Genomic DNA, 15240 nt, shown 5'->3' with positions numbered 1-15240 from the left:
GCCGGGCCCCCGCCCACCCGCGCCTCAGTAACTCAGCGGCTCGCTCAGGGCCACCGCGCGCAGTGCCGCGGTGAGGGCCTGTTCGTCGCCCACTTCCACGGCGGTGTCCGCGAACTTGATGACGTGTTCGTCGCCGTGGGCCAGGGCGCGTTCCAGGACCTCTTCGGGGGTGGTGCCGGTGGCCGGTGTGTACGGGACCGGTTCGGCCGGGGCGTACATCGCCGTCACCGCCGCCGAGGCCGTCCACGCCGCGTGCAGGCTCGGGACCCACAGGGCGCGCGGCAGGGCGGGCAGCGTGCGCAGTACGGCGTTGGGCGCCGTCGCCGCGTGGACCAGCATCGTCTCGTCGCCGTGGCCGTGGGTGGCGTAGCGGTGCGTCGAGGCGCGGACCAGGTCCGTCAGCCGGCGGCGCGCCTCGTCCGGGTCGGTCACGTCGGCCGACCAGACCGGCAGCCGGCCGACCCGCGCGAGCCGGTCCGTGAAGCCGCCCCGGAGGTCGCCGATCGGGGGCACCGCCTCCAGCGCGCCGTCGGCGTCCGGGGCGCCCGCGAGGGGGGCGACCCCCGGGGCCGGGTGGTGCCGGGCGGCCCAGTAGCCGAGGCCGTGGGCGAGTTCGGTGAGGCGTGGCGTGGTCTCGCCGCTCTCGGTGATGACGCGTACGGCGTGGCCGACCCGGATCACCGGGTGGGTGGATCCGCCGTACATTCCGGGCAGCAGCCGGGGCCACCACTCGGCGAGCACGTCCCGCCAGGGCCGTTCCCCGATCGCGCGCAGGAAGTAGCCGATCCAGTCGGCGCCCCGGCGCGAATCGCCCAGCGCCTCGCGCCAGTTGGCGTCGGTGACGGGGGACACGGGGGCGGGGAAGTCGTCGAGTCTGTCCTGGTAGGCGTCCAGCCAGCGGTGCACGGCCGCCGACCGCCCGTGGCCGGCGAGCGCCTCGACCACCATGGGCGCGTGGTTGGTGAGGCGCCACTCGTAGATCTCCGGGCCCGAGGCGTGCAGCCGCTCCAGGGCTTCGTCCAGGACACCGCTCGCGTTCACGTCGTTGACCATGGGCGTGACGTTAGGGGCGTGCCCGCCGGTCGCGCATCGGCCGCGCGGACCAAGGCCCCGCCCGCCGGGCGTAGGACCGAAGTCCCGGCCCGCCGGTCGGGGTCAGCCGAACGTCAGCGCGTCCGCGGCGAGCGGTGGGACCAGGCCCTCCGCCGATGCCCGGGTGAGCAGGCCGCGGACCGCCGCGTAGCCGTCCGGGCCCAGGTCGGCGGTGAACTCGTTGACGTACAGCCCGATGTGCTGGTCCGCGACCGCCGGGTCCATCTCCTGCGCGTGCGCGCGGACGTACGGGCGCGAGGCCTCCGGGTCGTCCCACGCCATACGGACCGACGTACGCGCCGAGTCCGCCAGCAACTGGAGCGTGTCCGCGCCCAGATTCCGCTTCGCGATGATCGCGCCCAGCGGGATCGGCAGCCCCGTCGTGGACTCCCAGTGCTCACCCATGTCGGCGAGGCGGTGCAGCCCGTAGTCCTGGTAGGTGAAGCGCGCCTCGTGGATGACGAGCCCCGCGTCGACCTTGCCGTCGCGCACCGCCGGCATGATCTCGTGGAAGGGCATGACCACGATCCGGCCCACCCCGCCCGGCAGGACCTCCGCCGCCCACAGCCTGAACAGCAGGTAGGCGGTGGACCGTTCGGACGGTACGGCGACGGTCCTGCCCGTCAGGTCGGCGGCCGGCTCGCGGGTCAGGACCAGCGGACCGTTGCCGCGGCCGAGCGCGCCGCCGCACGGCAGCAGGGTGTACTCGTCGAGGACCCACGGCAGCACGGCGTACGACACCTTCAGCACGTCCAGCTCGCCGCGCTCCGCCAGGCCGTTGGTGATGTCGATGTCCGCGAACGTCACGTCCAGCTCGGGCGCGCCGGGCACCCGGCCGTGCGCCCAGGCGTCGAAGACGAACGTGTCGTTGGGGCAGGGCGAGTACGCGATGCGCAGTGGCGGTACGGCGGGTACGGCGGCGTGCCTCATGGCGACTCCTCGAAGACGGGGCTGAGTTGCTGGAAGGCGTACCGCAGCGCGTCCAGCGCCGGGCCGATGCGCCAGGCCGAACGGTCGCGCGGGCCGACGGCGTTGGAGACCGCGCGGATCTCGACCACCGGCACCGAGTACGCCGCCGCGGCCTCCGCGACGCCGAAGCCCTCCATGGCCTCGGCGGCGGCGCGCGGGTGGCGCGCGGCCAGTTCGGCGGTACGGGCCGCCGATCCGGTCACGGTGGAGACGGTCAGCACCGGCGCGTGCACGGCGTCCAGGAGGCCCGCGATCCGGGCGGCCAGCTCCGGGGGCGGGTGGTGGACGGTGCGGCCGAAGCCCAGCTCGTCCACCGGGAGGAAGCCTTCGGGCGTCTCGGCGCCCAGGTCGGCGGCGACGATCGCGTCCGCCACCACCAGCGAGCCGACGGGGGCGAGCGGCTGGAACCCGCCGCCGATACCGGCGGAGACGACCAGGTCGTACGGGGCGGGGGAGGCGGCGGCGAGGGCCAGGGCGGTCGCCGTACCGGCCGCGGCCGCGGCGGGGCCGACCCCGGCCGCCAGGACGTCCGCACGCGGGTGGGCGGTCAGTACGTAACCGCCCGGCAGGCCGCGTGCCGCGCCGGCACCGAGCCCGCCCGAGACCGCGTCGGCCTCGGCGGTCACGGCCGTCACCACCAGTACGCGCACGAAACGCCCCTCCCTCGCCGGGAAGACCGGCGACACCGCCAGGATGCAGGACCTGATCGGGCCGGGACCCCATCGGTCCGGGACCGGATCGGGACCCGACCCGGTCAGATCAGGCCCAGATCAGCTCCCGATCAGCCCCCGATCAGGTCAGCGACTTGTTCTTCAGCTCGAAGTTCCAGACCCCGGTCACGGCCCGCTTCTTCTCGTTCGTCTCGACGATGCTCAGATTCACGGTCTTGATCGGCTGACCGTCCTGCGACGAGAAGAACGCGCTGGCCGGGAAGGTCCGGTAGGTGTTCTTGTCCGGCGCCGGCTCGACCCGCTGGCCCTCGATGTAGAAGGTCCAGCCGTTGTGGGCGATCTCCGGGTCGACGCCGAAGTGGATCTTGTCGTCGGGGGAGACCGTGATCGTCTTCCGCCCGGCCGTGTCGTTGAGGCACTTCTTGAGCGTCGCCTCGTCGCCCAGCGGTTCGCCGTCGTTGTAGCAGGTCGCCTCGGAGTGCACGGAGTCCGTACCGACCGTCAACGTCGAAAGCGGTGTCGGCTTGTCGCAGGCCGAAAGGGCGAGCAGGCCCGCGGACATGGCGCCGAGCGCGACACCGGTCCGGCGGGCCCTGGCAGAGATAAACGCAACGGTCATGGGCCGAAGGCTATCGCCCGGCGCCGTTCAGGCGACGCGCGGGTGCGGCGCGCCGTGCCGGGCCGCGCCGAGCAGCCCCCGTACGGAGAACAGCGCCCCGGTCGCCACCAGACCGGCCGCCACCGACATGCCGAGCACGCCGTTGAGCGGCAGGGCGATACCGATCGCGCCGCCCACCACCCAGGACATCTGGAGCAGCGTCTCGGCACGCGCGAAGGCGGACGTACGGACCTCCTCCGGGACGTCCCGCTGGATGCACGCGTCCAGCGACAGCTTCGACAGCGCCTGGGTGAAACCGGCCGTGGCACCGAGCACCGCGATCATCAGGCCACCGAAGAAGACCGCGGCGAGGATCGCCGCGGTGAGCGCGAGCCCCAGCACCGTCGCGATGATCAACTCGGGCGCGCGGGTCTTGAGCCAGGCGCCCACCGCCGTACCGACCGCGTTGCCCGTACCGGCGGCGACACCCACGATGGCGAGCGAGACGGCGGCGCTCTGCCCGGCCAGCGGATGCTGGCGCAGCAGGAACGCCAGGAAGAAGATCAGGAAGCCGGAGAGCGCGCGGTGTGCCGCGTTCGCCTGGAGGCCGTTGAAGACGGACGGGCCGACCGTCCGCAGGCTCGGCCGCTTCTTGCCGGCCCGCGCCACCAGCTGCGCCTTGCGCTCGCCCTTCGCGGAGTCGACCTTCGGCGGCATCGTGAACGCCAGGAAGGTGCCCGCGACGAAGATCACGAACGCGCCGTACAACGGCCACTGGGGGCCGATCTGATGGAGGCCGGCCCCGATCGGGGCCGCCGCACCCGTCGCGAGCAGCCCCGCGAGCGTCACCCGGGAATTGGCCCGGACCAGGGGGAACTTCGGTGGCAGCAGACGCGGCACGACCGCGCTGCGCACGACTCCGTACGCCTTCGACGCGACGAGCACGCCCAGCGCGGCCGGATACAGCTCAAGACCACCCGTCGCGACCGCGCCCGACATGGTCAGCGCGAGCAGCGCCCTGGTCAGCATGGCGCCGGCCATCGCGGCCCGGCGGCCGTGCGGCAGGCGGTCCAGGAGCGGGCCGATCACCGGGGCCAGGAGCGTGAAGGGGGCCATGGTGACGGCCAGGTAGAGCGCGACGCGGCCACGGGCCTCGTCGGTCGGTACGGAGAAGAAGACCGTCGATGCGAGGGCGACGGTGATCATGACGTCACCCGCGCCGTTCACCGCGTGCAGTTCGATCAGCCGGCCGAGGCCGGACTCGCCCGCGCCGTGCGCGTGCGTCGCCTTGCGGATGCCCTTGGCGGTGCCGGTGAACGGCAGGTGCAGGGCACGCCCGACCGACCGGCCCGCTCTGCGGAACGGCCCAGCCTCCTCCGACGACCTGACGGCTGCCACCCCGTCATAGTGCCCCCACTTCGGGTGGGGGAACGCCCGCGACGTCGCTGACGCGCTGAGTTCAGCTGTTCTTCTCATTACTTTGCCGAGATTTCACGGCGTGTCCGGCTGCCCGCTCCACCACCGGTTCCAGGCTTTTCCGACGTGCTCGCACCCCCTCCGGACTGCCCGAACACCGGGAAAGGGGGCGTGCGGGTGGGCGGCGGGCGGCGGAGAGGGTAGCGTGCGTAGCGCGCCACCGGCGGTTGTTCTCGGCCGCGCGCCTCTTCGTCATCCCGCAGAATGGTTGACGGTAGGTGTGCCCGAGAGAAGTCGGGTGTGGACGTCGATGCGGCCCTCTGGTCCGCTCCGCCCGCGGCCCGTACATCGCGACTCGGCCGGCGCACCCGTGAAACGGCGTAGGAGAGAAGCGAGACCTGTGAGTGCTGCGACGACTCGAAGCCGAACCCCTGACCGCCTGTGCGCCGAGGCGGTAGACCTCGCGAGGTCGGCAGCCGAAGAGGCTGCCGCGCCCGGTGTCGTCGGCGAGCATGTGTCGGCGGTGTCCGAAGGTGACCGCGTTGTCACCCATCTCTTCGAATGCAAGGAGATGGGCTACCGCGGCTGGCGCTGGGCGGTGACCGTCGCCCGCGCGTCCCGCTCCAAGCTCGTCACCCTTGACGAAACGGTGCTGCTGCCCGGCCCCGACTCCCTCCAGGCACCCGAATGGGTGCCGTGGAGCGACCGGCTGCGCCCCGGCGACATGGGCCCCGGCGATCTGCTGCCGACCGAGGCGGAGGATCTGCGCCTGGAGCCCGGCTACACCGGCGAGGACGCGCCCCCGCCGAACTCCGCCGTGATGGACGCCGTCACCCCGCAGGCCCTGGCCGACCTGGTCGAGGCGGAGGACGCGGAGGAGACGGACCGCGACGGCGCACCGGCCGACGCCGCCACCCCGCTCAGCGTCCGCGGCACGATCTCGGCGGTCGCCGAGGAACTCGGCATGCGCCGGGCCAGGGTGCTGTCCCGGTACGGGCTCCACATCGCGGCCGACCGCTGGGACGAGGCGTTCGGCGCGAAGACCCCCATGGCCCAGGCGGCGCCCGCGCCCTGTGTGTCCTGCGGCTTCCTCCTGCCGCTCGCCGGCTCGCTGCGGCAGGCGTTCGGCGTCTGCGCGAACGAGTTCTCGCCGGCCGACGGACGGGTGGTGTCCCTGGCGTACGGCTGCGGCGGCCACTCCGAGGCCGCCGTGATGCCCACGCCACCCCGCCCGGCCCCGCACGTGCTGGACGAGCTGCGCGCGGACGCGTTCGAACTGGGGCCTCCGGCGGAGGGCGGCGACTCGCAGGACCCGGACCCCGCCTGACCGGTCCGCCCGTGATCGGCCGCGCCGGGTCCGCCCGGCGGGCCGGTTCGTCCTCAATCGCCGGACGGTCCTGCCGAGCCCGGGGACGCCGTAGGTGGGGCGCCGCCGTGCGTGGTGTTCTGATGCCGTCCGAGGTAGATGCGGCAGTCGACCGCTTCGCTCAATTCGTCATCATCCAAGGCAAGTTGCTCGGCCCACCACCACGCGTCGCACTCCTCGCACTCCGTGTGCGCTTCGGAAGGCGCGGCGCTGCCCGGCGTCTGGGCTTCTTCGGCCCGCCGCACATCCTCGGGGCGCCCCTCCCATTCGTACGTACCGAGGTAGGACCGCAGCAGCCACAGCTCGCCGACCGGCCCCCGGAACTCGGCCAATCTGCCTACGGAGATATCGAGAACCGGGCCCCCTACCCCCGGCGGCGTCTCGTCGATCATGAGCCGCTCCTCGATCCCTCGCGTTGAGTGCTGCCTGGCATCGAACTTCTTCGTGCCCATCCGAGGTTTCCCTCCTGGCTCCAGCCGGCCACGGCACCCGGCGCTGTCCGCTCGAAGGCGCGGTCGGACAGACCTGGCGATCGCCAGAAGTGATGAGTGCGTCACCCCAGAATGAACGTCTGAATCTTCTACCTGCAACTTCACAGAGAAGATTCACTGAGACTTCTGGCAGTCGGAGGATCGTATGAATACATCGACTACGCCGTGGTCGACGCCGTGCGGCAGGATGGAACCGTGTGCGTAGAGGGACACTGAGGGGAGGTGCGCAGATGGCGAATCAAGGACCGGTGGTGAAGCGCCGCAAGATGGGCCGCGAACTCGCGGAGCTTCGTGAAACTTCTCGGCTGACCATCGAGGAGGCAGGGCAGGCGATCGGTCGTTCCGACTCCACCATCAGTCGTATCGAGAACGGCAAGCGTGATGTCCAGATCATCGAGCTCAAGTGCCTCCTGGAGGCATACGAGGCACCCGCCGAGACGCGCGAACACTTGCTGAACTTGCACAGTGCGTCGCCGGAACAGGCATGGTGGACCAACTTCGATCTCCCGCCGAACCTCGATACCTATATCGGCCTGGAGGCGGAGGCCGCCACGCTCCGGGTCTACGCCCTCGGCACCGTCCACAGTCTCCTGCGCACCGAGGACTACGCCCGCGCTGTGTTGCGCGCCGCCAGTTCCTCTGTGTCCGCCGGAGAGATCGAAACGCTCCTTCAATTCCACATGCAGCGGCAGAGGGTCCTCGTACGGGAGCCAAAGCCGGTGGACCTCGTCGTCGTACTCGACGAGGCGTGCCTGTGGCGGCAGGTCGGCGGTCTCGAAGCCCAGCGCGAACAGCTGCGGCACCTGGTCCAACAGGCGGAGGAGATTCCCAACATCGTCGTGCAGGTTCTGACCTACGCGAAGGGTGCCCACTCGGCGCTCACCGGTGCTTTCACCATCCTCGATTTTCCCGACCCCACGGAACCTGCCGTGGTCTACGTGGACAGTCCCGGTGGCAACTTGTACATCCAGAAGCCCAAGGACACCCGCCGCTTCGACCACTCCCACAGCGGTCTGCGCGGTATGGCGCTCGATGAAGCCGAGTCGGTGCGGTTCATAAAGGCCGTACTGAAGGAGATGCGATGAAAAAAATGCCTGACTTGACCCACGCTCAGTGGCGGAAGGCTTCCCTCTCCGAGAGTGCCCAGGGATGCGTCGAAGTCGCTTTCATCCCGGGCGACTTGGTCGCGGTGCGCGACAGCAAGGACCCGCTGAAGCCGGCCCACGTCTACCCGGTTGCCGACTGGATCACCTTTCAGAATCGCCTCCGGGGCTTGGTGCCGGCGGAGATGTCGCGCATCGCGGTCTCCATCACGGGCAGTTCGGTACTCCTGAGCGACAGCCAGGATGCCGTGGAGCCTCACATCTTCACGCATCGCGAGTGGCTCTTCTTCCTCGACGGTGTCCTGAACCGAGAGCCGCAGCTTTGCGCGAGTACCTGAACAATGCTGGTGCCCCAGCAGGACAACCGCTGTCGTGGCACCGGCGAACCTTGGTTGTTGTCTGGCCCAACGCGTCCCGCTGACAAGGGAAATGTGAGCCTGCTGTGATCTCAGAAGAAGCTTCCTGGCAGAAGTCGTCGTTCTCTACCGGAAATACCAACTGTGTGGAGCTTGCTTTGCTGGGTGGTGAAATTCTTGTACGTGAGAGCATCGCCCCTCAGGTTGTTCTGACCACCAGCCCGGAAAAGCTCAGGGCGTTCCTCGCCGGTGTCAAGGCGGGCGAGTTCGGCCACCACGTTTGATGCGTTGAGGCAGATGCACCGCCTGACTCACGCCCGGTGGCGGAAAGCCTCCCTCTCGTGAGACTGAACCGCAGCACCATAGAGCCCCGCGTCTGTCCCCTGCTGGGAGTGGGGCGGGGTTTCGCTGTTCCGCTGACAGACCAACACCCGGCCTCCATGCTGGTGAGGCTGTGTTGGCTGTGAAGGGAGCACCCATGGCAAGGCGTTTGAAGATGCTCGGAACCACCAGCGAGGACAATGACTGTCCCACGCTCTACGAAGACCTGGACACGGGCGAGATCATCGTTCAGGGCGACAAGGTGACCGACCCCGACGACCTGGCCCAGCTCGCTGACGTCAAGGAACGGGAAGCGTTCGTCGTGATCCCGCGTGAGTTGCTGGTGCGTTTCGCACCGAAGGAGTGACCGGAGTGCCTGAGCTGATCAGTACGGCCGCGCTGAACGATCTGTTCGAGGAGTTCGAGCACACGGCTTGGCGGCTTGAAACGCAGCGCGGGTACGAGGCCGACCAGAAGTCGGACCGGTACCAGAAGTGGGCCCGTGGCGAGGGCTACAGTGCTGAGGGACGAGAAGCGTTTCTGGCCGGCAGACGGAAGCTGGCCGAGCAGGGTAAGCGGGTGGAACGTGTACGGATCGTGGACGACCCGCCTACCGAGAACCAGCGGTACCTGCTTGCCGGGGCTCCGGTGACCATCGAGGCGGGAGAGGACATCCGGCATCTGTGGCGCGCCGCTGCCGACCGGCTGCTCCTGCCCTCCGCCGACTTCTGGCTGTTCGACTCGCGCAAGCTGGCCCGCTTTCATCACGAGGATGGCCGCACGCTCGGAATTGAGCTGATCACCGGTCCGGCAGAAGTACTCGAAGCGTGTCAAGTCCGTGATAGTGCCTGGCACTTCGCTGTTCCGTGCGAGGAGTTCACAGCGCGGGTATCTTCCGCTGTGTGAGCACGGATTACCAGAGAGCCCGTGGAGCCCTCGGTGCGCGGCTTCGGGAGGTGCGCACCGCGGCCGGGCTGACTGGTCGGCAACTGGCCGCGCGCTGTCACTGGCCCCACTCGAAGGTCTCCAAACTGGAGAACGGGCGTCAGACGGCGAGGCCTGAAGACCTGGACGAGTGGGCCCGTGGCTGTGACGCTCCGGAAGAGGCCGAGGACCTACGGCGCCGATTGCAGGGGCTGGAGACACACGTTCAATCCCGTCGTCGTCAGCTCTCCACCGGCCACGGTCCGATTCAGGAGAAGTCGGTAGTCGAGTACCGCGAGACACAGACGATCCGGGCCTACGAGGCGACTGTGATTCCCGGGCTGTTCCAAACTCCCGACTACGCTCGCGCGCTGCTGACCCACAACGCCGAGATTCACCAGACGCCCCGCGATACGGAGGCCGCTGTGCGCGCCCGCATGAGGCGACAGGAAGCGCTGTACGAGCCTCGGAAACGTCACCGCGTCATCATGTGGGAGGGAGCGTTGCACGCTCTCCCTTGCGCCCATGAGACGCTGGCCGCGCAGCTTGACCGCCTCGCCGGGCTGATCGGTCTGAGCACGGTTTCCCTTGGGATCGTCCCTCTTGGCGCACCCATGGCGCTGACCCCGAAGCATGGATTCTGGATCTTCGATGAGCAGTTGGTCCGGGTGGAGACGATCAGTACGGAGCTGCGGCTGGACGACCCGGTCGACGTGGCGCTCTACGGGAGAGTCTGGGACCGGCTGAACAATGCTGCCGCGTACGGTCCCGACGCTCACCGGGTTCTGGCCCGCGCTCGCCGGCTGCTCGCTGCCGCGTGAGAATCATCGGGAAGATCGCGCACCAGCGCGAGAAACATCGAGAAACACAGCGGGAGTTGGCGGCGTAAACGGCTTAGCGTATCCGTGAAGCCCAGGTATGGGGCATGACCCGTACCCCATGGCCCGGGGTGAGTCGGCGTCGCAGGCGTTGGACGCGCCTGCCCTAATCGATACGGTGCATATGAAGCGAATCGTCGCCCGAATGTGGAAGCTCATTCGCGGACCTTTGCAATGGCGTGTTCTCTGGCTCGCCAACGCGAAATTCATGGTCGGGGTCACGGGAGTAGTGCGCAATGAAGAGGGGGAAATCCTGCTTCTCAAGCACCGAATGTGGCCGGCGAACCGCCCCTGGGGACTTCCCACCGGCTACGCGATCAAGAGTGAGGAGTTCCCGCAGACCATCGTTCGCGAGGTCCGAGAGGAAACCGGCCTCGAAGTCGTCCCGGGCCAACTGGTGCAAGTGACCAGCGGCTACAAGCTCCGCGTGGAAATCGCCTACGAGGCACTTCACGTGGGTGGAGATCTCAAGCTCGACAGCTTCGAGATTCTGGAGGCGAAATGGTTCAGTCCGAACGCGCTCCCGGAGGGGATGCAGGAGTCCCACGTCCAACTCATCAAGCCGAGTACGCCAATTTAACGGAACTTGCCCCGAACGAGTCTGTCACCGGCGCTGAGGCATTGGCCACACTGGCGGCGATGCGTGCCGACGTGTCACCGCTGATCGCGAAGCGCCACCCAGACCATGTGTTCCGGCCTCTCTCGGAAATGCTCAGCCGATGGGCGGCAGCCGGAATCGACACCACGCCCTTTCACGCCGGCGTCGAAAACGCCAGACGCCGTTACATCGGGTACGGGCTGACGAGGATGCTGCCGCTCGACCGCGTGTTGGTCGGCTGTGACTCCTCGCGCCCCGGCGCCTTCGGCGGATTCCACCACCCGGACCAGGGATACCGGCACCTTCAAATGGTGGCCGTCATCACCATGTACGGGGCCATGGAACGCCGAAATCCCGAACACCCTGCGTCGGCACTTCTCGACCTGCTGCGCGCGTACACCCATGACTGCCTTCACTACGGGTCGCGTCGGCGGTACGTGGATGTCGCGGGCGTTCCCGTCCGTACTCAATACGGAATCAACTACCGCCGCGCAACCGGACAGTCCTACTCAGCAGCCGACCAGCGCGGAACCCACCACACGCGAAACATTGGGATCGTCATGGAAGGTGCGTGTGACAAAGAGGCTCGCACCGTCACCCGGCGGACGGCAGAACACTTCGGAGTGACGGAACCCTCGGATGTTCTCGGCGCCCTCGCCTTCCGGGACGCGACAGGGATGCTCACGGAAGAGGACACCCGGCGCGTGGTCGACGTATCGGGCAGTGAAGAGCAGACGCGGTACGCGACGGCCATCAACGGCTACGAGAAGGGCGTGAACCGCCGGTACACGCACTTCCTTGAGGAGTTCGCCCCTGGGGAAGAGAACGAGTGCCACACGCGCCTTCTCGCGGCCATCATCAGCGGTGATGTGACAGCGCTGGGGGCATGGCTGGACGACCGGCACGGTCCCGGAACCTTCACGGGCCTCTTCCGCACCCCGGGATACTTCGAGCCCGGCCTGACAGCGTAGGCAGTCTCTCGCCTCCCCCGACCGTGCGCCGCCGCCGGCGCCTACGGTCTCGACAAGCCCGAACGGATTCACCTGGCGCTCGCCGGCCGGGGGTGTGCACCCTCACCCCGTCGGAGGCGTGCCGCGCGGTACCTTCGGGCCGCACACTTACCGAGTAGCGGACCGGTAGGCGGACAGAGCGGAGTCACAGGGTGAGCGTCACGACGACCGAGGGGGCCGATCCGTTCGGAACGGGTCGGCTGCGGCGTGCGGTGCTGGACTCGTGGGGGGCGGGTCCCGCGCGGTTCCGGGAGGACGCCAACGCCGAGGAGGACCTGGCGCTCGGCGGGTACCGTGACCGGCTGATCGTCGAGCTGGCGCAGAACGCCGCCGACGCGGCCGCCCGCGCGGGCGCCCCCGGGCGGCTCCGGCTCACGCTGCGGCCCGCGTCCTCCGACAGCCCCGCCGTGCTCGTGGCCGCCAACACCGGCGCGCCCCTTGACGCGATCGGGGTGGAATCCCTCAGTACCCTGCGCGCCTCCGCCAAGCGCGAGGGGCACGAGTCCGCCGTCGGGCGGTTCGGTGTCGGCTTCGCCGCCGTCATCGCCGTCAGTGACGAGCCCGCCGTCGTCGGGCGGCACGGCGGTGTCCGCTGGTCGCTCGCCGAGGCGCGCGGGCTGGCCCAGCAGGCCGCCGAGGCGAGCCCCGGGCTCGGCGACGAGCTGCGCCGCCGGGACGGGCACGTGCCGCTGCTGCGGCTGCCGCTGCCCGCCGAGGGCAGCGCGCCCGAGGGTTACGACACCGTGGTCATCCTGCCCCTGCGGGACGGGACCGCGCTCGATCTGGTGGAGCGGCTGCTCGCCGCGATCGACGACGCGCTGCTGCTGACCCTGCCGGGGCTCGAAGAGATCGTCGTCGAAACCCCCGACGGCGAGCGGGTGTTGAGGCGCAGCGTGCACGGGGCGTACGTGCATGTCGAGGACAGTGCGGCCGAGGCCGTGAGCCGCTGGCGGGTCGTCAGCCACCACGGCGCCACCGCGCCGGAACTCCTCGAAGGCCGCCCCGTCGAGGAACGACTGCGCCCCCACTGGGCGGTCACCTGGGCCGTCCCGGTGGACGGCGAAGGCGCCCCGGCCCGGCCCCGTACCGCGCCCTTCGTGCACGCCCCGACACCGACCGACGAACCCCTGGGCGTGCCCGCCCTGTTGATCGCCACGCTGCCCCTGGACACCACCCGGCGGCACCCCGCGCCCGGACCGCTCACCGACTTCCTCGTGGAGCGGGCCGCCGACGCGTACGCCGAACTGCTCGGCGACTGGCGGCCGGTGTCCACCGGCACCATCGACCTGGTGCCGGGGCCGCTCGGCAAGGGCGAGCTGGACGGGGTGCTGCGGGCCGCGATCCTGCGACGGCTGCCGCGCGTCGCCTTCCTCGAACCGGCCGCTCCCAGCGAGGAGTTGACGGCGCTGCGGCCCTTCGAGGCGGAGGTCGTGGAGGGCGCGGGCGACGAGACCGTACGCGTACTGGCCGAAGTGCTGCCCACGTTGCTGCCCGCCGGCCTCGAACGGCGCACGGAGCTGCGGTCCCTGACGGTCGGCCGGCTGCCGCTCGGCGATGCCATCGAGCGCATCGGCGGCAGCGAGCGCGCCCCCGAGTGGTGGCGGCGGCTCTACGAGTCGCTGGCCGGCGTCGACCCGGACCGGCTGTCCGGACTGCCGGTGCCGCTCACCAGCGGTCGTACGGCCGTCGGCCCCCGGCGGGTCCTGCTGCCGCTCGCCGACACGCCCGCCGACCTGGCCAGGCTCGGCCTGAAGGTGGCGCACCCCGACGCTGCCCACCCGCTGCTGGAGAAGCTGGGCGCGCTGCCCGCCACCCCGCGCGCCGTGCTGACGACGCCGGAGGTCCGGGCGGCGGTCGCCGCCTCGCTGGACTCCGGTGATTTCTGGGACCAGGACCCTCAGAACCAACTGGACGCCGAGGAACTGGCCGAGACGGTCCTCGCCCTGGTGCGGGACGCGGACCTGGATGTCGGCGACGAGCCGTGGCTGGCCGCGCTCGCCCTGCCCGACGAGGAGGGCGAACTCGCCCCCGCCGGTGAACTCGTCCTGCCCGGCAGCCCGTTCGCCGCCGTCATGCGCGAGGACGAACTCGCCCTGTGCGACGCCGACCTGGCCGAACGCTGGGGCGAACAGCCGCTCGCCGCCGTCGGGGTGCTGGCCAACTTCACCCTCGTACGCGCCACGGACGTCGTCCTGGACCCCGACGAACTGGAGCCGCGCGACGGCGACTTCGCCGAACCGGACGACGCCGGTCTCCTCGACGCCGTCGACGTCTGGTGCGAGGACGTCCTGGACCGGCTGCCCGAGACGCCCGTGCCACCGGTCGCCACCGAGATCGTCGCCGTACGCGACCTGGACCTCGTGGACGACGACGCCTGGCCGGCGGCCCTCGCCCTGCTGGCGAGGCCGCCCCTGCGGGACGCGCTGACCGCGCCCGTTCGGGTCCTGCTGCCCGACGGCACGACCGAGAGCGTCCGCTCCTACACGGCCTGGTGGCTGCGCGACCACCCGGTGCTCGACGGGCGCCGCCCGGCGGGTCTGCGCGCGGCGGGCGGCGATCCGCTGCTGGCCGGGCTGTACGACTCCGTGGACGCGTCCGGCTTCGAGGACACGCAGGTGCTGCGCGCCCTGGGCGTACGGACCTCGGTCGCCGCCCTGCTCGACGAACCGGGCGGCGCGGCCGAGCTGCTGGGCCGGCTGGCGGACCCCGACCGGGACGTGACCGCCCGTCAGCTGCACGCCCTCTACACCGCCATCGCCGAGCTCGACCCCGAACAGGTCACCCTTCCGGACGAGTTGCGCGCCGTCGTGGACGGCGAGGTGCGGATCGTCGACGCGGCGGACGCCGTGATCGCGGACGCGCCCGACCTGCTGCCGCTGGCGGGCGGACTGCCGCTGCTGCCGGTGGCCCCGGCGCGCGCCGGGGACCTCGGGGAGCTGTTGCAGGTCGGGCGCCTCGGCGAGAGCGTCACGGCGGAGGTGACGACGGAGGGCGAGGAGTACGAGGTGCCGGACTCCGTCCGCGTACTGCTCGGCGCGGGCACCCCCGACACGTACATCGAGCACGAGCGACTGCTGGCGGGCGGCGTGGAGCTGGACTGGCGGCGTACGCCGGACGGCACGGTCCACGCGGCCACCGTGGAGGGCGTCGCCGCCGGGCTGGCGTGGGCGGCGGGGCAGTGGCCGCGCCGCTTCGAGGTGGCCGCGCTGCTGGAGGACGCGTCGCGCACCGAGGAACTGGCGCGGGACCGCTGGTTCGACTGACCGCCCACCACTGGCCACCCACCACTGACGGCCCGCCACCGGCCACCCGCCACCACCACCGGTCACCACCAATGACCACCCACGACCCAGATGTGTGACCTTCACGGAAAAGTCACGCGGCGCACAACCATCGGCCCGTATTTCTCGTCTCAGCAGGCGAGCCAACGGGCTCACTGACCAATGG

General features: G+C 70.3%; 16 protein-coding genes. 10 read left to right on the top strand and 6 right to left on the bottom strand.

What is annotated here, in order from left to right; translation table 11 throughout:
- Window positions 1–24: 24 nt before the first annotated feature.
- From P3L51_RS17055 to P3L51_RS17035, 5 genes are all read right to left on the bottom strand, one after another.
- Entirely contained in the window at window positions 25–1053 is a 1029-nt protein-coding gene (locus tag P3L51_RS17055; RefSeq protein ID WP_354606088.1) for a questin oxidase family protein, read from the bottom strand.
- 102 nt (window positions 1054–1155) lie between these two features.
- Window positions 1156–2022, bottom strand: a complete 867-nt coding sequence (locus P3L51_RS17050; protein WP_354606087.1) for a 1,4-dihydroxy-6-naphtoate synthase — start codon at window positions 2020–2022, stop codon at window positions 1156–1158.
- Window positions 2019–2711: a futalosine hydrolase gene (locus P3L51_RS17045; RefSeq protein ID WP_354606086.1), complete on the bottom strand. Its 693-nt coding sequence runs from the start codon at window positions 2709–2711 to the stop codon at window positions 2019–2021. The genes P3L51_RS17050 and P3L51_RS17045 overlap by 4 nt, the downstream gene beginning before the upstream one ends.
- A gap of 142 nt (window positions 2712–2853) precedes the next feature.
- Window positions 2854–3351, bottom strand: coding sequence for a DUF2771 domain-containing protein (locus tag P3L51_RS17040; RefSeq protein WP_354606085.1), 498 nt, complete (start codon window positions 3349–3351; stop codon window positions 2854–2856).
- A gap of 27 nt (window positions 3352–3378) precedes the next feature.
- Window positions 3379–4728 carry an MFS transporter gene (locus P3L51_RS17035; RefSeq protein WP_354606084.1) on the bottom strand — a complete coding sequence of 450 codons (1350 nt, stop codon included), beginning with the start codon at window positions 4726–4728 and terminating at the stop codon, window positions 3379–3381.
- 418 nt (window positions 4729–5146) lie between these two features.
- On the opposite strand from P3L51_RS17035, the gene P3L51_RS17030 reads away from it, so the two are divergent.
- The gene (locus P3L51_RS17030; RefSeq protein WP_354606083.1) at window positions 5147–6073 is read left to right on the top strand and encodes a DUF3027 domain-containing protein; all 927 of its coding nucleotides are present in this window, start codon (window positions 5147–5149) and stop codon (window positions 6071–6073) included.
- 53 nt (window positions 6074–6126) lie between these two features.
- Here P3L51_RS17030 and P3L51_RS17025 read toward each other — a convergent pair whose 3' ends face one another.
- The gene (locus P3L51_RS17025) at window positions 6127–6564 is read right to left on the bottom strand and encodes a hypothetical protein (protein WP_354606082.1); all 438 of its coding nucleotides are present in this window, start codon (window positions 6562–6564) and stop codon (window positions 6127–6129) included.
- Window positions 6565–6854: 290 nt separating this feature from the next.
- Here P3L51_RS17025 and P3L51_RS17020 point away from each other — a divergent pair, with 290 nt between their 5' ends.
- From P3L51_RS17020 to P3L51_RS16980, 9 genes are all read left to right on the top strand, one after another.
- Window positions 6855–7688 carry a helix-turn-helix domain-containing protein gene (locus tag P3L51_RS17020; RefSeq protein WP_354606081.1) on the top strand — a complete coding sequence of 278 codons (834 nt, stop codon included), beginning with the start codon at window positions 6855–6857 and terminating at the stop codon, window positions 7686–7688.
- A complete protein-coding gene (locus tag P3L51_RS17015) occupies window positions 7685–8044 on the top strand; it encodes a DUF397 domain-containing protein (protein WP_354606080.1) in 360 nt (119 codons plus the stop codon). Before P3L51_RS17020 ends, P3L51_RS17015 begins: the two co-directional genes overlap by 4 nt.
- 104 nt (window positions 8045–8148) lie before the next feature.
- Window positions 8149–8346 carry a DUF397 domain-containing protein gene (locus tag P3L51_RS17010; protein ID WP_354606079.1) on the top strand — a complete coding sequence of 66 codons (198 nt, stop codon included), beginning with the start codon at window positions 8149–8151 and terminating at the stop codon, window positions 8344–8346.
- A gap of 194 nt (window positions 8347–8540) precedes the next feature.
- A complete protein-coding gene (locus P3L51_RS17005) occupies window positions 8541–8750 on the top strand; it encodes a hypothetical protein (RefSeq protein WP_354606078.1) in 210 nt (69 codons plus the stop codon).
- 5 nt (window positions 8751–8755) lie between these two features.
- Window positions 8756–9289, top strand: a complete 534-nt coding sequence (locus P3L51_RS17000; RefSeq protein WP_354606077.1) for a DUF6879 family protein — start codon at window positions 8756–8758, stop codon at window positions 9287–9289.
- On the top strand, window positions 9286–10128 hold the full coding sequence (locus tag P3L51_RS16995) for a helix-turn-helix domain-containing protein (protein ID WP_354606076.1): 843 nt from the start codon (window positions 9286–9288) through the stop codon (window positions 10126–10128). Before P3L51_RS17000 ends, P3L51_RS16995 begins: the two co-directional genes overlap by 4 nt.
- A gap of 181 nt (window positions 10129–10309) precedes the next feature.
- The gene (locus P3L51_RS16990) at window positions 10310–10765 is read left to right on the top strand and encodes an NUDIX domain-containing protein (RefSeq protein WP_354606075.1); all 456 of its coding nucleotides are present in this window, start codon (window positions 10310–10312) and stop codon (window positions 10763–10765) included.
- A gap of 59 nt (window positions 10766–10824) precedes the next feature.
- The gene (locus tag P3L51_RS16985) at window positions 10825–11754 is read left to right on the top strand and encodes a hypothetical protein (protein WP_354606074.1); all 930 of its coding nucleotides are present in this window, start codon (window positions 10825–10827) and stop codon (window positions 11752–11754) included.
- Window positions 11755–11945: 191 nt separating this feature from the next.
- The gene (locus P3L51_RS16980; protein ID WP_354606073.1) at window positions 11946–15056 is read left to right on the top strand and encodes a sacsin N-terminal ATP-binding-like domain-containing protein; all 3111 of its coding nucleotides are present in this window, start codon (window positions 11946–11948) and stop codon (window positions 15054–15056) included.
- The last annotated feature ends 184 nt before the right edge of the window (window positions 15057–15240 follow it).

Source organism: Streptomyces panacea (genome assembly GCF_040560175.1).
Taxonomy (GTDB): Bacteria; Actinomycetota; Actinomycetes; order Streptomycetales; family Streptomycetaceae; genus Streptomyces; species Streptomyces panacea.
The sequence above is the reverse complement of the archived record's forward strand: the minus strand, read 5'-3'. Positions and strand labels throughout refer to the sequence as shown.